This is a genomic window from Streptomyces sp. CC228A (assembly GCF_021390935.1).
In the GTDB taxonomy this organism is placed as follows: Bacteria; Actinomycetota; Actinomycetes; order Streptomycetales; family Streptomycetaceae; genus Streptomyces.
On record NZ_JAJPUI010000007.1, the window covers coordinates 193,355 to 217,163 of the forward strand.

Sequence of the window (23,809 nt, forward strand, 5' to 3'; positions counted from 1 at the left end):
CCGATGTCGTGGGACGAGTGGGAACAGCTCAAGAGCGAAGCCGCTGAACACCGAGCAACTCGGATGCAGCTCAACCAGCTTCCGGCATTCGGCGGCTCCGGGGGCCGGGACGGAAGCTCCTCCGGAGAGCTGAAGACACAGAAGAAGGCCTGGGCCCAGGCGGGTGAGGGCGTCAACGGTCTGAAGTCCGACATCAGCCAGGGCCTGAAGAAGCTGGAGGACGGGCAGTCGGGTGTGCAGGACGCGTCCGGGTGCCAGTCGGCGGCAGCGCAGAAGGAGCTGTACACCTCCTGGAAGGCCTACGTCGGCAAGGTGAGCGACCGCTGCGGCACGCTGGGCGGACTGCTCGAGCGGGCAGGGCGCGATCTGGCGCTGACCGACAAGGCGATCGAGGAAGAGTTCCAGAACATCAAGGCGAAGTACCGGGACACCGAGGCCGTCGGTGGTCAGACGAAGGGCCGGTGATCGAGGGCCATGGATCTGGCGACGCTCAGGAAGTTCAAGCCGACCGCTTATGAGGACGCAGCCGACGGCTACCGCGCCACGGGCGACATGGCCGCCAAGGCCAAGGACGCGATCGACATCCGGATCACTTCCGGCATCCACGCACAGCTCGAAGGCCAGGCAGCGACCGCGGCCCTGAACGAACTCAAGGAACTCTCGAAGAACTTCCACTACGTGCAGACCGAGTGCGGCCTGGTGAGCACCGCACTGGGCGGCTTCGCGTACGACATGGCCGCAGCCAAGCGGAAGCTGGACGCGGCCATGGCGGATGCGCAGGCCGCCGGCTGCAGGGTGAACCAGGACGGTTCGGTCAGCTTCCCGGCAGGCGGCGAGGAGATCGACGGCAAGGTCCCGGAGGGCGGCACGGTCACGGGCACCGGCGGCCCGACCTCTTCCGTGGCGGACGCGATCTACCGCCAGGCGGCTAACGCACACCCGAACCCGCACTACGGCAAGGCGCTGGAGTTCGCCAACCGGATCGCCGACGCGCTGAAAGAGGCCACGGACGCGGATGCCAAGTGGGCCCCGAAGCTGCGCGCTTTGAAGGCCGACGACGACCTGACCGTCTCCGACCGGGACTGGGCTGATGTCGATTCGAACACAGGTGGCGTCCGCGATGCAGGCAAGAACTACGTCGACTCCCTCCCCGAACCCCCGAAGGACGGCAGTCCAAAGGACAACGCGGCGTGGTGGAAGGGATTGAGCCCGGAGGAGCAGGCGGCGTGGCTCTCGTTGGAGCCTGCCACTGTGGGGAAGCTCGACGGCCTGCCCTCCCCTGTCCGCGACGAGGCCAACCGCAGCGTCTTCGTCCAAACACAGGCCGAGTACCGGTTGGAGCTGAACTCCATCCCTAAGCCACCTGCCCACGAGTGGACCTGGATCAACGCAGGCGGTTACCCGTCTAAGGTGCACACGGACGAATGGATGGAGTGGCACCGTCAGCACGGAGAACGATACTCCCAGCTGAAGGCGGCCATAGCCGGCATGGACAGGATCCAGCAGCGCTTCGACCAGACCGGGAAAAGGGATCTCCCTGAGGCTTACCTCCTGGGATTCAGCCCCGAAGGAAACGGCCGGGCGATCATAGCCAACGGGAATCCCGACACAGCCGACCATCAGGCCGTCTACGTACCGGGGACGACAGCGAGGTTGGAGAGCATCGGTGGCGATATCGACCGGATGGTCCGCGTATGGCGTTTGGCCGATGATGAAGCTGACGGCAGAGCCGTGTCCACGATCACCTGGCTCGGATACGATGCGCCCCAGAATATCGTCACAGACTCTCCCTTCCGTCACTACGCAGATGACGGTGCCCCGGCCTTCAACCGGTTTCTCGATGGCCTGGAGGCGTCACATGCCGGCGGCTCGGGGACACACCGCACAGTGATCGGCCACTCATACGGCACGACTCTCGTCGGCTCCGCAGCGGACCACGGCACGCTGAACGCAGATGACGTGATCACTGCAGGAAGCCCCGGGGTCACCGTCGCCACGGCCGAGGAGCTGGACGTGCCTCGGGGACATGTCTGGAACCAGGAGGCAGACGGTGACGCCGTCCCGGATATCGGCCGTTGGGGACACGGCGGAAACAGGTGGAGACACTACGCGGTGATTCCCAGCGACGAATCGTTCGGCGCCCATCAGATGACCACGGACTCCGAAGGTCACAGCGGGTACTGGGACGAAGGTTCCGAGAGCCTGATGAATCAAGCCCTGGTGGTGGCCGGACGGTACGACAAGGTGCAATTGGATTAGCCGGTGATCCCTCGGTCTCACAGCCACTGAAGCAACCGTGCCGTGCACTGGCCGACCAAGCGAGGCTCCTCAGCGTGAATACCAGACTGGGCGCATGGGCGCTCCCCATCTCCATCCTATTGATCACTCTCACAGGGTGCAGCATGAACGAAGAACCGAACAACGTCCCCTTTGCCGGCACCAGTACGTCCAGCGCCGCCTCAGATCAGCTGGAGAAGGCGTCCAGTGAAATCTACGACCTGATCACCGTCAAGGGGGAGACGTCGGACAGTCGTGCAGGAGTCATGGACTGCGCGGGCAAGGATCGGGAGAAGTACTTCCGTGTCTTCCACCCGTGGAGCTTCTATCCTTCCTCAGCGGATCAGCTCGACCAGGCGATGGAGCAACTCAAGCAGGATTTGCCGAAGCATGGCTGGAAGATTGTCCAGTACGGCCCTGACCGCAGTCGGAACAAGAACCTTACTCTCACGGCCGACAACGACGAGCGGAAGTCGAGTGTCAAGATCACTCAGGACGCGAAGAACGACCGTCCGAAACTGAGTCTGATGCTCATCTCGGGCTGCTATCAGATCCCGGCCGACCAGGAGATCGAGCGCTTCTGACCTCGACCTCCAGGATGGTCCAGCCGAGCCGTCGTGACGCGGCGCGGCCTTCCACCACCGCCGAGGTGGCCGAAAACCGTGACCGCCGATTCGGGGGTGCACTAGAGTGACGTGCGCTGCGCACCTTCCCGGAGGGTACGTCGGCGGTGTTCAGGCGCCGGTCCCCGGCTGTGACTGACGAATGGTCTCCACTGCGTGTCACACGCGGCGTGACTGCGGATGCCCGGAAGGGCGGTCCCGCCATTCCACAGCTCACGCCGAGGAGTGGACACCTGTGAATCCCGTTGAGTACATCTCTGCACGTCGTCACCGGCTTCGCGAGATCCTGGTCGACGTCGCCGCGGGTGCGGTCACCCAGCTCGTGGTGGCGGCCCTGGCGGCGGCAGCGCGCCTGGTCTTCTGACACAGGCGGGTGGCGGGCCCGGAGAGCCCGCCACCTTTCCTTGCCACCGGCCTCAGAACAGGCGCAGATCCGGCACCTGCGGTCCCGTGTTCCTCCGCTTCCTGCGGGAGCCGCGCCCCCGGCGCGGCCGGGGCAGGTGCGTGACACGTGCCTCCTCCGGAAGGTTCTCCCACGTGGGCCGCAGCCCGTGCACGTGGACCTCGCCGACCAGTTCCTTCAGGTACGCCCGGGTCTCCTCGTCCGTGGAGTAGAGCACCGTGGCGCGGGACGCCCGGGTCATCAGGACGTGGTAGGCGTGCCGGACCAGCCGAGCGAACTCCTCGTCGTCGACGCTGCCGGCCCGCACCTTCGGGTCGAACGAACCGGGGACCCCGACGCGCTTGACCCCGGTCTCCGGGTCCTTGCGCGCCTTGCCCTGGTGGAACACCCACCGCCCGTCCCGGCGCACCATGTCCTCTCCCATGATCACCCCGCACCAGTCCCACTCGAGGCCCTGCGCGGTGTACACGCAGCCGATCTGGTCGAGCCCCTTCTCGTGTACGGACCAGATCGTGCACGGCGGTGCTCCGTCCGCGCAGAAGGCGTCACTGTCCGCGTTCCACGGTCTGTGCCACGCGCCGATCCGCACGTCGTTCTCCAGGCGCCTCTCCTTGCCGATCGGCTTCGTCCAGGGCCAGCAGTACCCCGCGACCATCCGGGCCGAAGCCCCGGCGCGCGCTTCGGCGCGGATGATCCGCTCCAGTTCCTCAGGGCTGTCGGCCACCTCGACGTGCATCAGGCCGTCCGGTGTCCACGGCTCCGGCTGCCCGTCCTCCACTCCGAGGACGGCACGCACCCAGCGGATGTACGCGTCGCTTCCTCCGCAGCGGAACTGCTCCTGCAGCCCGTACCGGAGGAGGCCAGCGCCGTACCGCCGGGCGGCGTCCGCGATCAGGTCGGCGGTGCCGACCTCCTGGGGGCGTACACTCTGGCCTTCGTCGAGGAAGAAGACGGTCAGCCGGGACGCGTCGAGGAGTTCGTCGACCTGCGGTTTGGTCCCCTGCTGCTCGGGCTTCCAGAACCGGTTGGTCGACCGCTCCCGGAGGCGGTGCGCCTCGTCGCAGATCAGGACGTCCAGGGGCGGGTCCGGCGGGGTCACGAAGTTGCTGAAGTAGGTGAACGTCTCCTTGAACTCCCGGTCCCCGTAGCCGACATGTTCCTGCAGGGCACCGTTGAAGGCCCGGCTGCCGCTCGCGTACTTGACGGTGTGTCCGGACGCCTCCAGTTCTGCCTTGAGCTGCAGGCCGATGGCGCTCTTTCCGGTGCCCGCGCCGCCGGTGACCAGGAAGACCAGGCGCCGGTCGTCCGGCACGAGGGGAGGCGCCTTCGGATCGGGGAGCACCTTGGCCGCGGCGTCGAGGATCTCGTCGGCGACCTTCTTCTGTCGACCGCGGAGCGTGAACACCGTGTCCTCTCCGCGCGAGCGGATCATGGCGTCGAGGAGAGGCGTGTTGCGCAGGCCCATGCTCCTCAGGAGGATCTCGGCCTCGGAGGCGCCGCCCTCCTCGGTGAAGGTCGCCCGGAGGTCGGCCAGCAGCCGTTCGCGCCGGTCGCCGGTGTAGACGCGGGCGTAGGCTCCGGTCGGTGCGTCGGGCCCGATCAGGGGCTGCGCGGTCGCCTCCGTGGCGTTGTGCAGGTAGGCGAACCCCCCGCACTCGTACTCCAGCCCGTGCAGCGGCCCCCGAGCACTCGTGAACGCATGGTAGTTGTCCCTCAGTTGCAGTGCCGGATGCTTCTTGCTCCCCATCCCTGGCACATGCACCAGGTCGGCTGTGGCCCGCTCCACCCTGGTCACCGTCGACCAGCGTTTCAGCTCGACCAACTGGACCGACAGCCGGCTCTCCTTCGGGTGACGGCCCACGAGGACGACGTCGATGAGTCGCGGGTCCCCCGGACGCTCGGCCTCGTCGAGCGTGGCGGCGCACTCGACGACCATCTCGACGTTCCCGCGGCCGGCGGCGACGAGGTCCTCGGCGAGGCTCACCAGGCTCTCGGCCCAGGCAGAGCGTTCCGACAGCGAGGCGTCCGCACCGCGGAAGTGCCGCCACCTGGCCGCGAGATGCGGCACCATGCGGCGCCTGGCGTTCAGGGTGAGCAGATCATGGGCCGCCAGCTTCAGCAGGAGCATGGACACGAGGTGGTTCCCCCAGGGCACGAGTGACTCGTGCGGGTGGGGGCATGTCCCTGGGGAAGCCCGTCGGGCCGCAACCGGTATCGGTGATCTTAAGGAGGCGGCGGCTCGGGGAGAAACCGCAGGTCGTGCGTCGGCCCGATCGGTGGGCTTCGTGGCCGGATCGCTCGGTCCGCACGGACGGGGGCTCCAACGTCCCGGCCGCACGGACGGGGGCTCCTTCGTCCCGGCACGTGGAATGACCGCGGCGCACACCGGAGCTCCCCGGCCTACCGCGTGTGTCCGCCGCCGGGGAGGCGCCGCGTGGCGGGACGGCGGCGCACGGCAAGGCGGCGGTGCCGATGCCTCCGTGGGCGGCGCCAGGGCCCGGAGTCCCGAGTCGACCCGGCCTTCGGCACGTCCCGGCGCGCACGCGTCGCCTGCCGAAGGCCGCCGAAAGCGCGGGTCTGCGGACGGTCCCGCCTCCGGGCCCGATGGGTGCTCCGCGTGCGCCTCCGCCGGTCAGATCCGGGCAGTCTCACGCTGCAGATCGCCGCTGACCAGCCTCCGCAGCTTCTCGCGTGTCTCGGCGTCCGTGGAGTACACGACCGTGCCGACCATGCCGCGGGTCAGCAGGACCTTATAGGTGTTGCGGATCAGGCGACTCACGTCGGTGTGCGGAGTGGACTTCCTGAAGACCGGGTCCTTGGACTCCGCCGGGTCCGTGACCCAGTGGTCGCCGCGCCAGACGAGGTCGGGCCCGATGATGACGCCGGACCAGTCGTACTCGAAGCCCTGGGCGGTGTAGACGCAGCCGACCTGGCCGAAGCCGGCGGGGTCGGTGGCCCACAGGGCGGCCGGGGGCGCGCCGGACACGGATCGCTCGCCGCGCAGGTTCCAGGGGCGGGCCCAGTCTCCGATGACGACATCGAGCGGCAGCGGGGCACCGGGCTTGGGTTCCGGAGACCAGCGCCAGCAGTAGCCCGCGGACATCCTGGCGCCGTAGCCCTGCGCCCGGCGCTCCGCGAGGAAGGCTTCCATCTCCTGCGGACTGTCCGCGACCAGCAGCTGCATGCGGTCGTCCGGTTCCCACACGACCGGGCCGCCCGGCTCCAGGCCGAGGAGCCGGACCACCCAGCGCAGGTAGGCGTCGCTGCCGCCGCAGCGGAACTGGCTGTCCAGTGGCACGACGTGGCAGGGGATGTCCCGTCTCGCCGCTGCCGCCCTGATCTCGGCCTCGGTGCCCATTTCCCCCGGCCGTACGACCTGGTGCTCGTCGAGGAGGAAGACGGGGACGTGGGCGGCGTCGATGAGCTCGTCGATCTGGGCCCGGCCCGTGCGGTGCTCGGCACGGGTGTAGCGGTTGGCGGAGGTCTCGCGGATGCGGTGGGCCTCGTCGCAGATCAGCGCCCGCAGGCTGTTCTTCTCCGTCGTCATGAAGCTGTTGAAGTACTTGAACAGGTCCTGGACCTCCCGTTTGCGGGCGCCCGCGATCTTCCTCATCGTCCTCGTGAAGGACTGGGAACCGGTCGCGTGCAGTGCAGGGATCCCGCGCCGGTAGAGCTCGCCGAGCAGTTGCAGTGCGATGACGCTCTTTCCCGTGCCCGGCCCTCCGGTGACGATGACGACTTCCTTGCGGTCGGCGCGCATGGCCCTGTCCACCGCGTTGAGCACCAGGCGGTACGCGACCTGCTGCTCGTCGAGGAGCACGAACTGCTCGCGTTCCCGGACCTCCTGGGAAGCCACGGCCATCAGCTGCTTCGACGGGACCGTGGCACCCGCGAGCAGTTCGTCCGCGGGCCCGGCCCCGGAGTGCCGGTCGCTCAGCCTCGTACGGAGGTGTGCCAGGAGGGCGCCCCGGCTGTCCTCCGTGAACAGCAGTCCACGGCCGTCCCGCTCGAGCTCCCGCAGGAAGGACACCTCGTGCTCTGCGGCGTTGTGCAGGTATACGAGCCCCTGGACCCGGTGCCCGTGTCCGGCCACCGCCCCGTTGAAGTGCACCAGGTAGTCGCAGTAGCGGCGCACCTGCTCGATCGGGTTGAGGACGGGGTGCGGGTAGGGGTCGACGTGGCACAGGGCGGGATCGTCCTCGTGGGGCAGTGCCCGGCTCCACTGCTTCAACTCGACCACGACGTAGGACGGCTCTCCGGTGGCGGGGTGCACCCCGGCCAGGACGGCATCGGCGCGTTTGCTGTTCAGCGGGAGCGCGTACTCGAGCATGACTTCCACGTCCCCCAGCCCCGCGTCGTTGAGGGCCGCGGCCAGCACGGGGACGCTGCACTCCCAGGAGCGGGCCTCGGAGGCACCGGGCCGGTAGCCGTGGAGGTGGGTGAACCGGTCGGTGAGGTGCAGGAACAGCGAGCGGTCGAGCGCCATGGCGGCGACCGTTTTCGCGGACGCGCGAAACAGCAAGGGCTTCCCCCGGGCAGCACGAAGTGACTCGTGCGGGTGGGGGCGTGTCCTTCGAGACTCCACCGGAGTGGAGCGGAAGCCCGTCGGGCCGCAATGACGATGTGCCCGAGATTACCCGGTGGGCCGGTCAGCCGCCCGGGCGGCACCCGGGGGTGGCCGGTGCCCTGCATGAACGTTCCTCGGCGCCTGGCACGCTCGCCTTCTCGGCTGCTTGACCTGGGGCGGCAACATCCAACGGACCAGGTGAGCGGCCCCGCTCCCCCGGCCCGCCGGCGCCGCCACGGCCCTGCTTCGGGATCGGCCGGTATCGGCCGGGTGGGCCGGGGCGGTGGGGCCGGACGGCAGTGAACCCCAGGTCGGTGACCTGGGGCGGGTGGAGGAGCGTCGGCGGGGGCGCGATCCGGCCGGCGGGCCGGGCATGAACCTGTAGCTGGGTGTGGGGGGCGGGTGCGGCCAGGGGGGATCAGTCGGTGGTCGGTGGTCGGCGTTCGGCCGCCGCGCGGCGGTACTCGGCGTTGAGGCGCTGGGCCTCCTCCAACTGGTCCTCAAGGATGATGATGCGGCAGGCGGCCTCGATGGGCGTTCCCTGGTCGACGAGTTCCCGGGCACGGGCTGCGAGGCGCAGCTGGTAGCGGGAGTAGCGCCGGTGACCGCCTTCGGAGCGGAGCGGCGTGATCAGCCGGGCCTTGCCGAGGGCGCGGAGGAACCCGGGGGTCGTACCGAGCATCTCGGCTGCCCGGCCCATCGTGTAGGCGGGGTAGTCGTCGTCGTCGAGACGGCCGATCGGATCGTCTGCTGTCATTCGCACCTCTCTTGGGAACGCGTCGAGGGGCCCTGGTGCCGTAACGGCACCAGGGCCCCGAAGGAACTGCACCATCTGCCGGCCTGCGTTCTGCACCGGCTTACTGTGTCCGCCTCGTCACCCGTGCAAGGGGCGAGGATGCGGGGATCGCGGATGTGTGACCGGAGACCACCTGCCTAACGATGTCCTGCGGTACCCGGGCTCACGTTCCTTCCCGGGCGATCCTGATGGCGCTTCACTCCTCCGTTTCCTGCATGGGAACAACTTACTCGGGAACTGCGGCACTGTTCGGTGCCGCATACTGCCGGTGGCCTGCGAAAAGCGCCACCGTTCTCCCCGCCCGTCGCGGTCGCCAGCCCCGTCGCCCTCTGTCTTCACCGTGGCTCCGGGACTCCGCCACCGCATCGTCCTGCGGGTCCTGCTGCCCGGCAGTTCGTCCCCTGCCGGGCCTTCCGATCTCGGCTACGAGAGAAACTGTAGCCACGTCGCGGCGCGATGTCTACTCTCGCCAAGATAGATTTTTGCTCCCCTGTGAGCGCGGATACCTTGCCCGCCGGGGTACCGCCCGGCTGCTGCCGCCGAGCGTGTCACGGTGTCCTCGGGGGAGGCCTCCGGATGCTCGGGGCCTCGGCGGTGCGGGCGGCCCGCAGGAGCCGGGGGCCCTTCCGTCCGCTGCGGCCCGCCGTCCCGTCCGGTCGGCGGCCGTCCTCCCGCGGCGGCGGATCGTGCCGCGTCTCCGCTGGTTGACGCCTCGCCCGTGACGGCCGGCGGCCCCGGTGGCTAGCATCGGCGTTCATGTCGAAGCCTGACGAGTTGCTCGTTGACATCGCCGCCACGGTCGAGTCCGGGCAGAGCAATCAGATGTCCCTGACCGTGATCACCGGTGGGGCCGTCATCACCGGGCGCCTGGCCCCGGAAGCCGTGTGGAGGCAGCGGGTGAGGGAGGTCCTGACGGACTCCCCCCGCCTGGGCGAGTTCGCCGACACGTTCGGCGAGGCGGCGGGGGCGGGCGGCCGCCCCACACACCTCCACTTCCATGTCGCACGGATCATCCAGGGCCCGGTGGGGATCCCGGAGACGGGCGGGATGTACCGCGTGTCGATCGACGACGTCAGCGCCTGGACGGTGGGGGACTTCAGCTACTCCGACCACTGAGCCCCGGACATGGAAGAGGGCCCGACCGGTGTTCCGGTCGGGCCCTCTGGTCCGTCTTCGGGCGTGGCGTGCGGGCCGCGGCCCGCCGGTCAGGCCGCCGCGGACGGGCCGAGCAGAGCGGACGCCCGCTGGACCGGGCCGGCCGCGGCGGCCCCGGGGGCCTGGGGCACGGCGTGGCAGGTGAAACCGAGCTTGACCATCGCCCGGACGACTTCGCCGGCGCTGAAGTCACGGCGGTCCTGGCGTGTGATGACCGCGCCCACCTGCTTGACGGGATACTGGCGGCGTCCGATGGTCACGGACTCGCCGGTGATCGGTTCGGGGGCGACGCCCTCCATTGCCTCCATCACACCGTTCTTCGTCAGCTCGAACGGGAAGCGGGCGATTACGCAGCGCATGGGACCTCACAGTGGGGAGAGTGTTGACGGCACGGACGACGGTGGTGCGGTGCGGCGGTGCGGCTCGGGACACCGGGTGCTGGTGGTGTCGGCCGGTGGCGGCTTCTGCGGCTCGGGTCGCCGCACCCGCGCCCGGTCCAGCCGCCTGCTCAGGGGTGGTGGGGGCCGTCCGCACGGGACGGCAGGTCCCGCAGTCGCACCCGGTCGGTGTACGCGGGCGTGGCGCGGAAGGCGGTGAGCTGGGCCCGGGAGACGAGGCCCGTACGGCTGCCGTCGTCGTCGCGGACGGTCAGGTGCGCGGCGCGTGCGCCCGACATGACCGACAGGGCCACTTCCACGGTCATGTCCTCCCAGACCTGCGGTCCGGTCTCGTCGACGGCGTCTTCCCCGTGCACCTGGGCCGGCGTGGACGCGGTGCACGCGGGGCGGTGCGGGGCCTGAAGGGCCGGGCGTAGCAGGGCCTGGGCTGCGGGGCGGTGCGGGGCCTGAATGACGGTCACGAGTGCCTTTCGTGTGGGAGCCGGTGGCTTGGCCGTACGGCCGGCGGGGCCTGCGGGCTCCTGCCGACCGCGGGTGCGTCGGCGGGGCCTGCGGGCTCCTGCCGACCGCGGGTGCGTCGGCGGGGCCTGCGGGGCCTCCTGCCGACCGCGGGTGCGTCGGCGAGCGCCGTGCCGGTCGTGTCCTGGCCCGGGAGGCGCCACCACCCCGCGGGGGCGGCGGTCCGACACGAGGCGGGGGCGGCGGTGCCCGCCGCCGGACCGGAGGGGCCCCGCCGGGGTCGCTCCGGCCGCTCCCCCGCATTCCGCTCCGGCCCTGTGCCAGAGTTGCCGCCCGGCGCCGGTGCGGCACCTCGCCGGGTCCCGCGAAGGGCGGGGTACGCCCCCCGTCCGGATGTGCAGACGACGGTGCGGGTGCTGCACCCGAAGGCTCCAGGAGGGCAGACCGGCTCGCTTCTGGGCGAGAGAGCCGACCCGGCGCGTTCCTTCCCTACGCCCATACGGAGCCTTCCTCGATGCGGAACGTGTCAGGGGATCCCTGCGGCGCGGAATTCCGCGAAGAATTCCATGGAGGTGACCTGATCACACGCGGAACCGGGTTTCCGGTGCCGACTTCCCGGGCAAACCCCCGCGGCGCCCTCGGTGGGCGCCCGGCAAGGGATTCGGGTTTCGCTGGGCGACGGGACGGGAATTACGGGTGACGGTTTTCGCGCAACCGCCCTGCGGCGGAGGTGGGTGGGACGCGTCTCGCCCTGGCGGGGTCGGCGCGCGAAAAAGCGTGAGCCGGGGCCCGCACCCCGAAGGATGCGGGCCCCGGCTACGTCATACGCGTCAGCGTCAGGCAGGCACGATGTTCTCGGCCGTCGGGCCCTTCTGGCCCTGGGCGATGTCGAAGTTCACCTTCTGACCCTCCTGCAGCTCGCGGAAGCCCTGGGCGGCGATGTTCGAGTAGTGGGCGAAGACGTCAGGGCCGCCGCCGTCCTGCTCGATGAAGCCGAAACCCTTTTCCGCGTTGAACCACTTCACGGTGCCAGTGCTCATGCTGTATCTCCTTTGAGGCACATCGGCATACACACGGTGCGCATGCCATGTCGCCGCAATGATTGCCCCGCCGGAAATACCGGTAATGAAAAGCACACCCCACAGGCGCGAAGCCGTCGGAGAGCGCTTGAAGTTTCGGGAACCACAACTGCAACTAATGCGAGGCTAGCACGGCGCGGGGGCCGGCGCCGGTCGAATGCCTCCGCTATTTGTGCGCGGCAGTAAAACGCACGGCGCCACCTCGTCAACCCTCACTTCGCCGAGACAGATACGGGCGCAGCCGCGTCCCGCCGGAGCGTCGCGCTGAGCCGCCTCGGCGCCCGGGCGGTGAGGGGTGTGGCGGGCAAACCCGTACCCCGGGGCAGGGCGGAAAGGGGCGGGACCCGAGGTGTTCGGCGTGCGCCGGGTGTCGGCTGTGCTCGCCGCGCCGCCGGGCCCGGCGCGGGAGCGTCCCGCTCGGCGCAGCACCACCGGGCCCGGCGCGGGAAGGCGTGTCGCTCCGGCGCGTCACCGGCGGGCCCGGCACGCCAGCGCCTCACCCCGCGCGGCACCGGCAGGCCCGCCGCGCCGGCACCTCACCCCGCGCAGCACCGGCAGGCCCGGCACGCCAGCGCCTCGCCCGGCGCGGCACCGGCTTCGTGCTGCTGCTCACGCTGGGCCGGATGCTGATCGTCCCGGCCGCCCGCGCCTGGGTGGCGGGCCGCGCCGACGAGGGCCGCCTCGGCCTCTGTACGGGCGCCCTGTCCTCGGTGACCGGCGCCATCGCCCTCGTGGGCAGTGCGGCCACCGCCTCCCTGCCGGACCGGGACCTGCCCGCGGCCGTCCCCTGGCTCGTCCTCGCGGCGCTCACCGCGCCGGCCGTGCCCCTGCTGCCCCGCCCGGAAGGCAGCGCCGGCCGGGTGGACGGGTCCGCCGGCGCTCGGACGACAGGGACGGTCCTGTGGGCGGGGCGGAGAACCGCCCACAGAGGGCCGCGAACCACCCGGACGGGACCGACCACCACCCGACCGTCTCAAGCCACACCGCGCCGTCGCCACGCGATACGACAAGCTCGCGGTCCGCTACGAAGCGACTGTCCTCGTCGCTGCCATCAACGAGTGGCTGTGACCCGCGGCCGTCACAGGGCGGGATCCACGTTCCACGCCTCCGGCAGATCACTGCCACAGAAGACGCAGACAAAGTCGTCCTCGCGCACGATGTTGTGCTCCTGGCAGTCGGGGCACCGCCGGAACTCCACCTCATGGGTGAAGCCGGAGGGCCGCCCAAGCTCTACGTCGTCCAGAGCATGAGCGACTGCCGACCAGGAGGTGACGTCCGGACAGTATCCGGTGGACTGGTTGCTGACCTCGCCCACGGTCCACCGGTCTGCCTCACGCACGAAGCTGATCTCGCCGGCACTCAGAACCATGTCCCCGCCAGCGCAGGCCACGTGCTCACTTCGCCGCGGCGCCAGCCGAAGCACACCATCCGTGCCGACCACGAAGGTGAACGGTTCCGTCAGTTCTGCTGCCGATCGCTCAGCGATCCAGCCGTCGAAATCAGCCGCCGAGCCGATTGGGCACCCGCCACCGCCAGGCCGGACCGCAGCCTTCAGCTCAACCGGTCCGACATATCGGTAACTCCGCGCCCGCACACTCACGTCAGCCAACCTAAAGCACTTCCGACACACGCCCCAGGGGCGGCAAGCGCGGTGCGTCAGTGGTGCGTCAGCGGCCGGCGCGGTCCATCGGTGTGGCGGTGTGGTGGGGTAAACCCGACCTCCGGGTCTCGACCTGGCTGTCATGACGGCGCCGGTAAGGGCCGGGTCTGATGGACGGGTGCTTACTCTCCCGACGCAAATACCGTGGAAGCACCGGCTGGTGTGGGCCGGTGGCTGGTTCGTGGCGTTCGTGTGGGCCGGGGTGTTCCCCCTCATCGAGGCACCGGGACCGCACCGGGTCTGGGGGGCGTGCGCGTCCGTGGGCTACCTCTGTGCGGCGGGCGCCGCACTGTGGCCGCGGGGGCGGCGCCTGTCCGTCGGGGCGGCCTTCGCCGGGGCGGTGGCCGTGCCGCTGCTCGTGCTGCTGGCCGGCGGATGGGCGCAGAGCGAGGTCGGCGTCATCGAGCGGTCCGGCGCCCTGATGCTGAGTCAGGCCACCCCGTATCTGGCCGAACCCCGCACGGTGGTCGAGGTCACCCCGTATCTGCCCGGCATGGCGGTGTTCGGGCTGCCGCGCGCGGTGCTGGGCGACGGCGGCCCGCTGCCCGGGCTGCTGGGCGACGCCCGGCTCTGGTGCGCGGCGGCGTTCCTGGGCTGCCTGTGGGCGGCGCGGCGCGCGACCGGGCGTGCGGTCGGCCGGGCGGGCACGGGTGGCGCGGCGGGCCGGGACGCCGTGGTCGCGTTCGTGGCCTCACCGGTCGTGGCGCTGCCGCTGTGCGTCAGCGGTGTGGACCTGCCGCTGATCGGACTGCTGTTCCTGGCGCTGGCGTACGCGGCCCGGCGGCGGCCCGTGGCTGCCGGGCTGGCGCTGGCCGCCGCCTGTTCGCTGAAGTGGACGGCGTGGCCCGCCGTCGCGGTCGCCGTGGCGCTGCTCGCCCAGCGGGGCGGGGCGCGGGCGGCCGTGCAGGGCGCGGCCGTCGCGGTGGCGGGCACCGTCCTGCTCGTCCTGCCGAGCGCGCTGCTGTCGCCCGGGCCTCTCGTGCAGCAGGTGTTCGCCTTCCCGACGGGGCGCGGGCCGTGGGAGACGCCGGCGGCCAGTCCGCTGCCGGGCCGGCTGCTCGCCGACCTCGGGCCGGCCGGCTGGTACGCGGCGGTCGCTCTGCTGCTGGCCGGCGGGCTGGCCGTCGCCGTGTCCTCGTCGTGCGGCCGCCGTACGGCCTCGTGTCCGCCGCCGACCGGCTCGCCGTCGGCCTGTGCGTGGCGTTCCTCCTGGCGCCGGCCGGGCGGTTCGGGTACCTGGCCCTGCCGGTCGCGCTGGTGGTGCTGGCGCGGCTGGTGGGTGGTGCCCGTGGGGCGGAGGCCGCGGGCGGCCGCGTCGTACGGTCCTCGAGTCCCGCGCGGCCGGTGCCGGTTCCGGTCGTGCGGTGTGCCCGGTGAGCGCCCGCCGTACCGCGGCGGTGGCAGCCGCCCCGCGGTGGGGCGCTCACCGGTGCTCCTCGGCAGCGGACGGGGCGGCGCTCCTTCGGGAGTTCGCGCCGCCTGAGCCGCCGCACCCGGCGGGGTGCGGCGGGGATCCGGGCGGCGTCCCGCGGGTGCTTCGGGGCGTCGGCTGCCCCGCGTACCGCCGGGGCCGCGGCCGCGGGATCGCCGCCGCCCGCGCCGCCGGCGGCCGCCGCGGCCGCCTCCTCCCCGCCTGAACGTCCCCTCCTGTCGAAGGCAGCAACCCGCCATGGGCACCACTCTGATCGTCACCAACGACTTCCCGCCCCGCCAGGGGGGCATCGAGACGTTCGTCCACGCCATGGCGACGCGCGTCCCGGGCGACGACGTGGTCGTCTACACGTCCGGCGAGCCGGGTGCCGCCGCGTACGACGCCACCCTGCCATTCCCGGTGGTCAGGGACCCCGCCCGAATGCTGCTGCCCACGCCCCGCGTGACCCGCCGCATCCTGGAGACCGCCCGGCGCCACGGCTGCGACCGGGCGTGGTTCGGGGCCGCCGCGCCGCTCGCGGCGATGGCGCCGGCGCTGCGGCGCGGCAGGATCCGGCGGCTGGTCGCCACCACGCACGGCCACGAGATCTGGTGGGCCCGCACACCGGGCGCCCGGCGGCTGCTGCGGCGCATCGGCGACCACGTGGACGCCGTCACGTACCTCGGCGAGTACACCCGGCGCCGTGTCGCGCCGGCGCTGGGGCCGCGGGCCGCCCTCGTGCGGCTGGTGCCCGGGGTGGACGCGGCGGCGTTCCGCCCGGTGCCCGGGCAGGCGCGGGAGGTCCGGGAGCGGCACGGCCTCGAGGACCGCAGGGTCGTCCTGTGCGTCTCGCGGCTGGTCGCGCGCAAGGGCCAGGACACGCTGGTCCGGGCGCTGCCGGGCATCCTGCGGGCCGTGCCGGACGCGGTGCTGGTGATCGTGGGGCACGGCCCGGACGAGGAGCGGCTGCGGAGGCTCGCGCGCCGGCACGCCGAGGGGCATGTGGTGTTCGCCGGGGGTCTGGACCACGCGTCGACGGCGCCGTACTACGCGGCGGCCGACGTTTTCGCGATGCCGTGCCGGACCAGGAAGGCCGGGCTGGAGGCGGAAGGGCTGGGCATCGTGTTCCTGGAGGCTGCCGCGAGCGGACTGCCCGTGGTCGCCGGCGATTCGGGCGGCGCGCCGGACGCCGTCGTCGACGGGGTGACGGGCACGGTCGTGGACGGTACTGACGTACGGGCCGTGGCCGGTGCCGTGTCGGGGCTGCTGGGCGACCCGGAGAGGGCCGCGGCGATGGGCGGGGCCGGCCGGGCGTGGGTGGCCGCGCAATGGTCCTGGGACTCGTCGGCGGAGCGGCTGACGCGGTTGCTCACCCCGGGTGCCGACCTGCCGGACGACGTGTCGGCCGCGCCGGGGACGGCGGGCTGACGGTCCATCGGCTGCCTCACGGAGGCGCCGACGCGGGCGAGTAGACCCGGGCGCCGACCTGCCGGAGGACGTATCGACCGCGCGAGGACAGCGAGCTGACAGGCCGTCGGTTGCCTCACGGGGGCGCCGACGCGGGCGAGTAGACCCGGGCGCCGACCTGCCGGAGGGCGATTCGGCGTCGCGTCGCGGCGGGCTGACGATCCGTCGACTTACCCCGGGCGGACGCACGGCACGGTCGGACCGGCGCCGACGCGCCTGAGGCCGGCGGGCGCCGCAGGCGCGGTGCCGACGACCCGTCGGTTCTCCTCCCCACGGGACGCTGACACCGCCCGGTCGGGTCGGCGCCGGCCTGCCGGACGGCGGGTCACCGCGGCGGACCCGGGGGCCGGCGAGCCGTCGGCTCCTTCTGGAGTGGCGCTGACGCGGCGGGTCAGACCGGTGGGGCCTCACGGCGGAGGTGGGCGAGGACCGCCAGGACCCGGCGGTTACCCTCGGCCGGGTCGAGCTCCAGCTTCATGAAGATGTTGCTGGAGTGCTTGACGACCGAGGCCTCGGTGATGGTGAGCCGCTGCGCGATGGCCTGGTTGTTCAGCCCCTCCGCCATGAGGGCCAGCACCTCCCGCTCGCGGGGTGTCAGGCGCTGCAGCGGCTCGTCGGCGGTCCGCTGCCGGAGCAGCACCCGGACCACCTCGGGGTCGATGACCGTCTGCCCGCCGGCGACCCGGTCCAGCGCGTCGAGGAAGTCGGTGACCTCCCCGACCCGGTCCTTCAGCAGGTACCCCAGTCCTCCCCCGGCCGACGTGCCGCCGCTGAACAGCTGGGCGGCGTAGGCGGTGGCGACGTACTGCGACAGCACCAGCACCGGCAGGCCCGGGTGCCGGCCGCGCAGTTCCAGCGCCGCCTTCAGGCCCTCGTCGCGGAAGCCCGGCGGCATCCGGACGTCGGTGATGACCACGTCCGGCCGGTCGGCGTCCACGGCGCGCGCCAGTTCCGCGGCGTCCCCGACGGCGGCGGTCACCTCGTGTCCGACGCGGGACAGCAGCTCCACCAGGCCGGCGCGCAGCAGGACGGCGTCCTCGGCGAGCACTACGCGGAGCACGGCACCTCCACCCGCAGTTGCGTGGGTCCGCCGGCGGGACTGGTCACGATGAGTCTCCCCTTCAGGATGGCCACCCGGTCCGCCAATCCTTGCAGACCGGCCCCGGCGGCCGGATCGGCGCCGCCGTGCCCGTTGTCGGTGATGAGCAGGACCAGTTTGCCGTCGCGGAGCCGGCCGACGACGGCGACCTCGTCGGCGCCGCTGTGCTTGGAGGCGTTCGTCAGCGCCTCGGTGACGGTGAAGTACGCCGTGGTCTCGACCGCCGACGGCAGCCGGTGCGGGAGGTCGATGTCGACGGTGACCGGGACGGGGTTGCGCAGGGCGAGTTCGGCGACGGCGGCCGGCAGCCCGTGGTCGGTGAGGACCTGGGGGTGGATGCCGCGCACCAGGGAGCGCAGCTGGTCCAGGGCCTGGCGGGCCTCGCCGCGGGCGCGGGCGATCAGCGGGGCGGCCGGCGAGTCCTGGCCGCGCAGTTCCAGTTCGGCCAGTCCCAGGGTCATGCTGAGCGCCACGAGCTGCTGCTGGGCGCCGTCGTGCAGGTCCCGCTCGATGCGGCGCCGTTCGGCCTCGAACGCGTCGACCAGCCGGGCGCGGGAGCGGGTCAGTTCGATGACCCTGCTGCTCAGGTCCTCGTCGCGGGCCGACAGCAGGGCCTGGGCGACCCACACCTGCGCGCCCGCGAGCAGGCCGCCCGCGTACGCCGAGACGAGCAGTCCGAAGAGGCCCGCGGCACTGCCCGGCAGGGCCGCGACGGGATCGGAGATGGGCCTGCCGGGCACCAGCATCACCGTGTCGGGCGCGATCGCCCACACGATGACGGGGGTCGCCGTCAGGATCGCCGACAGGCCGAGCAGGGCGGTGAAGCCGATGCCCGTGGCGGTGAAGACGACGCCCAGGGCGAGGGTGTACCCGAGTTCCCGCCAGGTGGCGCGCTCGCGCAGGCGGGTGCGCAGCCACGGCCAGGCGCCCGTGCCGGGCAGTGAGCCGTGCGGGTCGAGGAGGGGCTCCGGTTCGACGAGCCGGAGCCGGCGCCGTTCCAGGGCGGCGACGGGGACTCCGAAGACGGCGGCCGCCATGAGGACGAGCAGGCCGACGCCGACCACGGACAGGCCGATGCCGACGAAGAGGAGGCCGGCGAAGAGGAGCAGCGCGACGAAGCCCACGACGGTGCCGCTCAGCAGGAACGCCCAGCACCGCGGCGGCCAGGTGGAGAGCGCGAACTGCAGGGGGCGCCGCCGCATGGCCTCCCAGACGGCGACGGTCATGGTGCGTGTCCCTCCGGGGCCGTGGCGCGTGCTGGTGCACCCGTACTCTAACCGCCCGGCGCGGGGCGGACGGTAGGGAAAACCCTCCTTTCGGGACTCCTGGCAGGCCCACTGACCTGGGCGTCCCGCTCTGCTGGACTGGGGGCATGGCACTGCTCACCGACACTCAGCTCCTCGCCGTCCAGTTGGCCGCCGTCTCCAAGAGCCACCCGGGCGCCGGGGGGCGCGTCCCCGTGCTGCGCGAGGTGAGTCTGGGCTTTCCGCAGCGGGCGATGACCGCCGTGATGGGCCCGTCCGGCTCCGGCAAGACGACGCTGCTGAACTGCGCGGCGGGTCTGGACAAGCCGGACAGCGGCCAGGTGCTCCTGGGTGACACGGACCTCGCCGCCTGCGGTGAGAAGGAGTTGACGGAGGTGCGCCGGAGCCGGATGGGCTTCGTCTTCCAGCAGTTCAACCTCCTGCCGATGCTGACCGCGTACGAGAACGTGGCCCTGCCGCTGCGGCTGCGGGGCGGGCGCGTGCGGCGGGACCGGGTCATGGGGGCGCTGCGCGGGGTGGGTCTGGAGGAGAAGGCGGACCGGCGGCCCGCGCAGTTGTCCGGCGGGCAGCAGCAGCGGGTCGCGATCGCGCGGACGCTGGTGGCCGAGCCGGAGATCGTCTTCGCGGACGAGCCGACCGGTTCCCTGGACCGGCGCAGCGGCCGGCAGGTCATGGAGCTGCTGCGGGCCGTGGTCGACCGGGCAGGCGGCACGGTCGCCGTGGTGACCCACGACCCAGCGGCCGCGGCGTGCGCGGACCGGGTGGTGTTCCTGTCGGACGGCAGGGTCGTCGGGCGGCTCGACCACCCCACGGCCGCCGCGGTCGCCCACGAGCTGAGCCTGTGGGAGCGGTGATGTGGCGGATCTCCCTGCGGTCGGTGCGGCACTACCGGGCGCTCTTCGCCGGTACGTTCGTGGCGCTCGCGCTCGGCGTGGCGCTGGTCGGGGTGTGCGCGTCGGCGCTGGCCGCGACCTGGGCGGTGCCGGCGGCGCCCGGCTCCGGCGCCGGGTCGGTGACGCTCACGGACGGCACCGGTACGGCGCGCACCCTGTCCGCCGGCGACCCGGACATGGGCGGGGTGCAGAGCGTGCTGGCGATGGCGGGCGTCGTGTCGGCGTTCGTGACGGTGTTCGTCGTCGCGGGCACGTGTGCGTTCGGCATCGCCCTGCGCCGCCGCGACATGGGGTTGCTGCGCCTGGTGGGCGCGGGCGGTCCGCAGGTGCGCCGGATGGTGCTGGGCGAGTCGCTGGCGGTGGCGGTGCCTGCCGCACTGGCGGGGTGCGCGGTCGCCGCCGCGGCCGCGCCGTTCGCCGTGGAGGCGCTCGACGGCACGGGGCTGTCACCGGTCGGTTTGCGACCGGGACCGTTGTCCGGGCCGCTGCTGTTCGCCGCGGGCAGCGGGCTGCTGATGGCCGTGCTGGGTGCGCTGGCCGCGTCGCGGCGGGCCGCGCGGGTGCGCCCGGCGGAGGCGCTGCGCGAGGCGGAGCCGGACGCCCGGGCGATGACGGCGGGGCGCGGGGCGCTGGGTGTGCTGACGCTGGTGACCGGCGGGGTGCTGGTGGCGCTGACGCCCGGCGCGGGCGCGGAGGCGGCCACGCCGCTGGCGCTGTCCGGCACGATGGCGCTCGCTGTCGCCGCCACGCTCCTGGGGCCCCTGTACCTGCCGGCGCTGCTGCGGCTGACGGCGCTGCCGCTGCGCTGGGCCGACCCGGTGGCGGGCCGCCTGGCCGCGGAGTCGGTGCGCACGTCGCGGCGGCGTACGGCGGCCCTGGTCGGGCCGGTGGTGGCGATCCTGGCGACCGTCGGCGTGTTCACCACCGTGCTGTCCACCACGGGCGCGGCGGCGGAGGCGGACGACCGGGCGCGTACCGTCGCGCAACTGGTGGTGGAGCCGGCGCGGGGCGGCGTGCTGGGCGAGGACGTCGTGTCGGCCCTGCGCGCCCACCCGGGGTGGCGGCGGTGTCGGCACCCGCCGCGCTGGAGGTGGCGGTGGCCGGCCCGCACTCGGTGTGGCGGGAGCAGGCGGCGGTCGGGGATCCGGCCGCGCTGGCCCGCACCCACCGGATCACGGTGGTGGACGGGTCCCTCGGCCCGCTGGAGCCGGGCACGCTCGCGGTGTCGCGGGAGTTCGCCGACTGGTACGGGCACCGGGCGGGCTCCACGGTGACGTACGGGCTGTTCGGCGGCCGGCCGGTCACGGGCCGTGTCGTGGCGGTGCTGGACGGCGGGTCGGCGGTGCCCTCGCTGCTGCTGCCGCCCGGCTCGGGAGGCGGCGCGGCCGCGCCGCGTGCCGCCGTGCTGCTCGGTGCAGAGGCCGCGGGCTCGCCGCGGGCGGCGGCCGCGGAGCTGACCGCGCGGTTCGGTGCCGACCGGGTGCGGGTGGTGCCGTCCGAGGAGTGGTTCAGCCGGGCGGCGGGCGACCGTGACCGGCTCAACCGGCTGGTGCTGGGGGTGCTTGCGGTACCGGCGTCGCTGTACGCGCTCATCGCCGTGGCGGGCGTGCTGGTGATGGCGTACAGCCGACGCGGGCGGGAGGTGGCGGGCATGCGACTGATCGGTGTCAGCGCGGGGCAGGTGCGCCGCATGGCGCTGTGGGAGACCCTGTCCACGTCGCTGCTGGGCGTGGTGATCGCGGCCGGGGTGGTGGCCGTGGGGGCGCGGGCGTACCGCGGGGCGCTGGCGGTCTTCGGCGGGGAGCCGCCGCTGCGCGTGGAGTGGGGCGTGCTCGGGGCGCTCACCGGGGCCTGTGTCCTGGTCGGTGTGGTGGTGAGCCGTGCGGCGGTCGGCCGTCTGCTGCGGCACGCGGGCGTCGCCGGGGTCGCTTCCCGCGAGTAGGGCGTCTCACTCGGGGTCGGACATCGGTCGGCGTAGCGTTACCCAGCGTGCCGCGCCTATGCTGTGGCCCCCCACACAGCTTCACTTGCACTTCACACTTGGGCGGCGCATGCTCGCCGGTTGGTTGGCACGATCCTAACGAGCAGGAGTCTCCATGCGCGTCGCGATCGCCGAGGATTCCGCGCTCTTGCGAGCCGGAATGGCGAGGCTGCTGGCGGACGAGGGAATCGAGGTCGTCGCTTCGCTGAGCGATGCGACGGGGATGCTGGAAGCCGTCCGGACCGCGCGGCCGCACGTGGTGATTATGGATGTCCGTATGCCGCCGACGTTCACGGACGAGGGCATACGCGCCGCCCTGGAGATACAGAAGCTCGGCGCGGGCACCGCGGTGCTGCTCCTGTCCCAGTACGTGGAGCCCACCTACGCCGAGGAGCTGGTCAGGGACGCGCCGGCCGGGGCGGGGTACCTGCTGAAGCAGCGCGTCGGGGACTTCGAGGAATTCCTTTCGGCTCTGCACCGCGTCCGGAACGGGGAAACCGTCCTGGATTCCGACATCTTCAAGCAGTTCGTCGGCAGTCCGCGGGAGAAGCGCGCCACGGAGCTGCTGACGCCGCGTGAACGCCAGGTGCTCGAACTCATGGCGACGGGGCTGACGAACAGCGGCATCGTGAACCGGCTCGCCATTTCCGAGCGCGCGGTGGAGAAGCACGTCACGTCGATCCTCGGGAAGTTGAGGATTCCGAACACGGGTGAGAACCACCGCCGGGTGCTGGCGGTGCTGGATTACCTGCGGGGCATGGAAAAGCTTCAGGACAGGGCCGACTGACGCGCGGTGGTCCGTAGTCCTGTGACGTTCTCGACTCCTTATCGTGTGGCCGCCGGCCTGATCTACCTCTCCGTGGGCAGTCTGGTCGGTCTGCTGCTGGCCCCGCTCGTGGTGGCCTCGCTGGCTCTGCGCGCCGTGTCGTGGCTCCTGCTCGCCGGTCTGCCGTCGGCGGTCGTCGCCGTCGTACGGGGTGCGGCGGCGGCGGTGCGGTGGGCGGTCCCGGCAGCGCGGCGGCGGGCGCCCCGGCAGGCCGGCGCGCTGGGTGACGTGCTGCGGCAGGTGCCGGCCCGGCTGGCGGCCCTGCGTGACGGCATGTCGTTCAGCCTGCCGCTGCTGCGGGCTGTCGCCGACCTGGAGCGCCTGCTCGCCCACTCGGTCGTCGGCGCCCCGGGCGACCCGTCGCACCGGTCCGCCGAGGCGGACCGGGAGGGGGCTCGGGAGCACCGGTCCGCCGAGGCGGGCTGGGACGACATCGGCTACCTCGGGCTGCTGCTGCTCGGCACGGTCTGGCTGCTGCCGCTGGCGGCGCTGGCGGTGCCGGTGGTCGCGTTCGCGGTGGCGCTGCCCGTCGGGCCGCCGGAGCAACTCGCGTTCGGGCCCGGTGTGACCCTGCCGGTGACGGGGGCGGTCACGCGCCTGACGGTCGCCGCCGGGTCCGTGGCGGCCTTCTCGGCACTGCTGGGGCTGCTGTTCTGGATGGGCAGACTGCGGGCCCGGCTGGTGCGCCGCATCCTCAGCCGGATCGACGAGGCCGAGGCGCAGCGCCGGGAGGAGGCGGCCGAGCGCCAGCGCATCGCGGCGCTGCGGGTGAACGACGCCGACTACCGCCGACTGGAAAGAGATCTCCACGACGGGGCGCAGGCGCGCCTGGCGGTGCTGCTGATGCGCCTTTCCCACGGGAAGCACCGCAGGAGTGACGACGCGGAATACCTGCGCGGGCTTCTCGACGAAACGCACCAGGAGATCGGAAAGGCGCTCGACGAGATCCGGGACCTGGTACGCGGAATTCAGCCGCCCATTCTGAGCGATCGCGGTCTCGACGCGGCCGTATCGGCGTTGACGGAGCGTTTCCACGTGCCCGTGGTCGTTTCCAGCGGTCTTGAGCGGCGCCCGGACGTGGGCGTGGAGTCGACGGCTTACTACATCGTCGCGGAATGCCTGGCGAACACGGTCAAGCACGCGTCCGCCACGCGTATCCACGTCCGCCTTGAGGAGCACGACAACCAGCTCGTCATCTCGGTGACGGACAACGGCACGGGCGGTGCCTCGCCGACCGGCGGGACGGGGCTGCGCGGGCTGGAGGACCGGGCCGCCGCGCTCAACGGGCGGTTGGACGTGAGGAGTCCGCCCGGTGGACCGACGACGGTGACGGCCACCCTCCCCTGGTCAGCACACCCGCTCTGACCTGCATCTTTTCCTCATATCGAAAGCTCTTGCCCTTTTTTGAACGCGTGATCGAGGATGTGAGGGTACGGCTACCCGCACCCCC

The 23,809-nt window shown here is 72.3% G+C and carries 21 protein-coding genes; 12 read left to right on the top strand and 9 right to left on the bottom strand.

Going from position 1 to position 23,809, the window contains the following annotated elements; all coding sequences use genetic code 11:
- Positions 1-3: 3 nt before the first annotated feature.
- The 4 genes from L6E17_RS20850 (at position 4) to L6E17_RS31115 (ending at position 3,264) form a co-directional block, all read left to right on the top strand.
- Positions 4-465, top strand: coding sequence for a hypothetical protein (locus L6E17_RS20850; RefSeq protein WP_236242272.1), 462 nt, complete (start codon positions 4-6; stop codon positions 463-465).
- A 9-nt stretch (positions 466-474) separates the two neighbouring features.
- Positions 475-2,259 carry an alpha/beta hydrolase gene (locus tag L6E17_RS20855; RefSeq protein ID WP_236242273.1) on the top strand — a complete coding sequence of 595 codons (1,785 nt, stop codon included), beginning with the start codon at positions 475-477 and terminating at the stop codon, positions 2,257-2,259.
- A 143-nt stretch (positions 2,260-2,402) separates the two neighbouring features.
- Entirely contained in the window at positions 2,403-2,861 is a 459-nt protein-coding gene (locus L6E17_RS20860) for a hypothetical protein (RefSeq protein ID WP_236242274.1), read from the top strand.
- Positions 2,862-3,135: 274 nt separating this feature from the next.
- The gene (locus L6E17_RS31115) at positions 3,136-3,264 is read left to right on the top strand and encodes a DUF6408 family protein (protein ID WP_236242275.1); all 129 of its coding nucleotides are present in this window, start codon (positions 3,136-3,138) and stop codon (positions 3,262-3,264) included.
- Positions 3,265-3,316: 52 nt separating this feature from the next.
- Here L6E17_RS31115 and L6E17_RS20870 read toward each other — a convergent pair whose 3' ends face one another.
- From L6E17_RS20870 to L6E17_RS20880, 3 genes are all read right to left on the bottom strand, one after another.
- Complete coding sequence (locus L6E17_RS20870) at positions 3,317-5,431, bottom strand: DUF2075 domain-containing protein (RefSeq protein WP_236242475.1); 2,115 nt, start codon at positions 5,429-5,431, stop codon at positions 3,317-3,319.
- A gap of 504 nt (positions 5,432-5,935) precedes the next feature.
- Positions 5,936-7,825, bottom strand: a complete 1,890-nt coding sequence (locus L6E17_RS20875; protein ID WP_236242276.1) for a DUF2075 domain-containing protein — start codon at positions 7,823-7,825, stop codon at positions 5,936-5,938.
- A 463-nt stretch (positions 7,826-8,288) separates the two neighbouring features.
- Positions 8,289-8,627 (bottom strand): MerR family transcriptional regulator, encoded by a 339-nt coding sequence (locus tag L6E17_RS20880; protein WP_236242277.1) that lies wholly within the window; start codon positions 8,625-8,627, stop codon positions 8,289-8,291.
- Between the two features lie 795 nt (positions 8,628-9,422).
- Between L6E17_RS20880 and L6E17_RS20885 the strand changes: the two genes are divergently transcribed.
- On the top strand, positions 9,423-9,782 hold the full coding sequence (locus tag L6E17_RS20885; protein WP_236242278.1) for a hypothetical protein: 360 nt from the start codon (positions 9,423-9,425) through the stop codon (positions 9,780-9,782).
- An 89-nt stretch (positions 9,783-9,871) separates the two neighbouring features.
- Here L6E17_RS20885 and L6E17_RS20890 read toward each other — a convergent pair whose 3' ends face one another.
- From L6E17_RS20890 to L6E17_RS20915, 4 genes are all read right to left on the bottom strand, one after another.
- Entirely contained in the window at positions 9,872-10,180 is a 309-nt protein-coding gene (locus L6E17_RS20890) for an SCO5918 family protein (RefSeq protein WP_236242279.1), read from the bottom strand.
- A gap of 149 nt (positions 10,181-10,329) precedes the next feature.
- Positions 10,330-10,680 carry a CBS domain-containing protein gene (locus L6E17_RS20895; RefSeq protein ID WP_374109105.1) on the bottom strand — a complete coding sequence of 117 codons (351 nt, stop codon included), beginning with the start codon at positions 10,678-10,680 and terminating at the stop codon, positions 10,330-10,332.
- Positions 10,681-11,514: 834 nt separating this feature from the next.
- Positions 11,515-11,718: a cold-shock protein gene (locus tag L6E17_RS20900; protein ID WP_236242280.1), complete on the bottom strand. Its 204-nt coding sequence runs from the start codon at positions 11,716-11,718 to the stop codon at positions 11,515-11,517.
- Between the two features lie 1,117 nt (positions 11,719-12,835).
- Positions 12,836-13,357 carry a hypothetical protein gene (locus L6E17_RS20915; RefSeq protein WP_236242281.1) on the bottom strand — a complete coding sequence of 174 codons (522 nt, stop codon included), beginning with the start codon at positions 13,355-13,357 and terminating at the stop codon, positions 12,836-12,838.
- 178 nt (positions 13,358-13,535) lie between these two features.
- On the opposite strand from L6E17_RS20915, the gene L6E17_RS20920 reads away from it, so the two are divergent.
- Together L6E17_RS20920 and L6E17_RS20925 are read left to right on the top strand one after the other, a co-directional pair.
- Positions 13,536-14,900: a glycosyltransferase 87 family protein gene (locus L6E17_RS20920; protein ID WP_236242282.1), complete on the top strand. Its 1,365-nt coding sequence runs from the start codon at positions 13,536-13,538 to the stop codon at positions 14,898-14,900.
- 186 nt (positions 14,901-15,086) lie between these two features.
- On the top strand, positions 15,087-16,256 hold the full coding sequence (locus tag L6E17_RS20925) for a glycosyltransferase family 4 protein (protein ID WP_236242283.1): 1,170 nt from the start codon (positions 15,087-15,089) through the stop codon (positions 16,254-16,256).
- A gap of 430 nt (positions 16,257-16,686) precedes the next feature.
- On the opposite strand, the gene L6E17_RS20930 is transcribed toward L6E17_RS20925, so the two are convergent.
- Both L6E17_RS20930 and L6E17_RS20935 read right to left on the bottom strand, forming a co-directional pair.
- The gene (locus tag L6E17_RS20930; RefSeq protein ID WP_236242284.1) at positions 16,687-17,355 is read right to left on the bottom strand and encodes a response regulator transcription factor; all 669 of its coding nucleotides are present in this window, start codon (positions 17,353-17,355) and stop codon (positions 16,687-16,689) included.
- A complete protein-coding gene (locus L6E17_RS20935) occupies positions 17,343-18,620 on the bottom strand; it encodes a sensor histidine kinase (protein ID WP_236242285.1) in 1,278 nt (425 codons plus the stop codon). The genes L6E17_RS20930 and L6E17_RS20935 overlap by 13 nt, the downstream gene beginning before the upstream one ends.
- A gap of 146 nt (positions 18,621-18,766) precedes the next feature.
- Between L6E17_RS20935 and L6E17_RS20940 the strand changes: the two genes are divergently transcribed.
- The 5 genes from L6E17_RS20940 (at position 18,767) to L6E17_RS20960 (ending at position 23,724) form a co-directional block, all read left to right on the top strand.
- Positions 18,767-19,513 (top strand): ABC transporter ATP-binding protein, encoded by a 747-nt coding sequence (locus L6E17_RS20940; protein WP_236242286.1) that lies wholly within the window; start codon positions 18,767-18,769, stop codon positions 19,511-19,513.
- The gene (locus tag L6E17_RS20945) at positions 19,513-20,826 is read left to right on the top strand and encodes an FtsX-like permease family protein (protein ID WP_236242287.1); all 1,314 of its coding nucleotides are present in this window, start codon (positions 19,513-19,515) and stop codon (positions 20,824-20,826) included. Before L6E17_RS20940 ends, L6E17_RS20945 begins: the two co-directional genes overlap by 1 nt.
- Positions 20,775-21,494 (top strand): FtsX-like permease family protein, encoded by a 720-nt coding sequence (locus L6E17_RS31120; protein ID WP_236242288.1) that lies wholly within the window; start codon positions 20,775-20,777, stop codon positions 21,492-21,494. The genes L6E17_RS20945 and L6E17_RS31120 overlap by 52 nt, the downstream gene beginning before the upstream one ends.
- Before the next feature lie 154 nt (positions 21,495-21,648).
- The gene (locus tag L6E17_RS20955; RefSeq protein WP_236242289.1) at positions 21,649-22,320 is read left to right on the top strand and encodes a response regulator transcription factor; all 672 of its coding nucleotides are present in this window, start codon (positions 21,649-21,651) and stop codon (positions 22,318-22,320) included.
- Between the two features lie 45 nt (positions 22,321-22,365).
- Positions 22,366-23,724: a sensor histidine kinase gene (locus tag L6E17_RS20960; protein ID WP_236242290.1), complete on the top strand. Its 1,359-nt coding sequence runs from the start codon at positions 22,366-22,368 to the stop codon at positions 23,722-23,724.
- Positions 23,725-23,809: the final 85 nt, after the last annotated feature.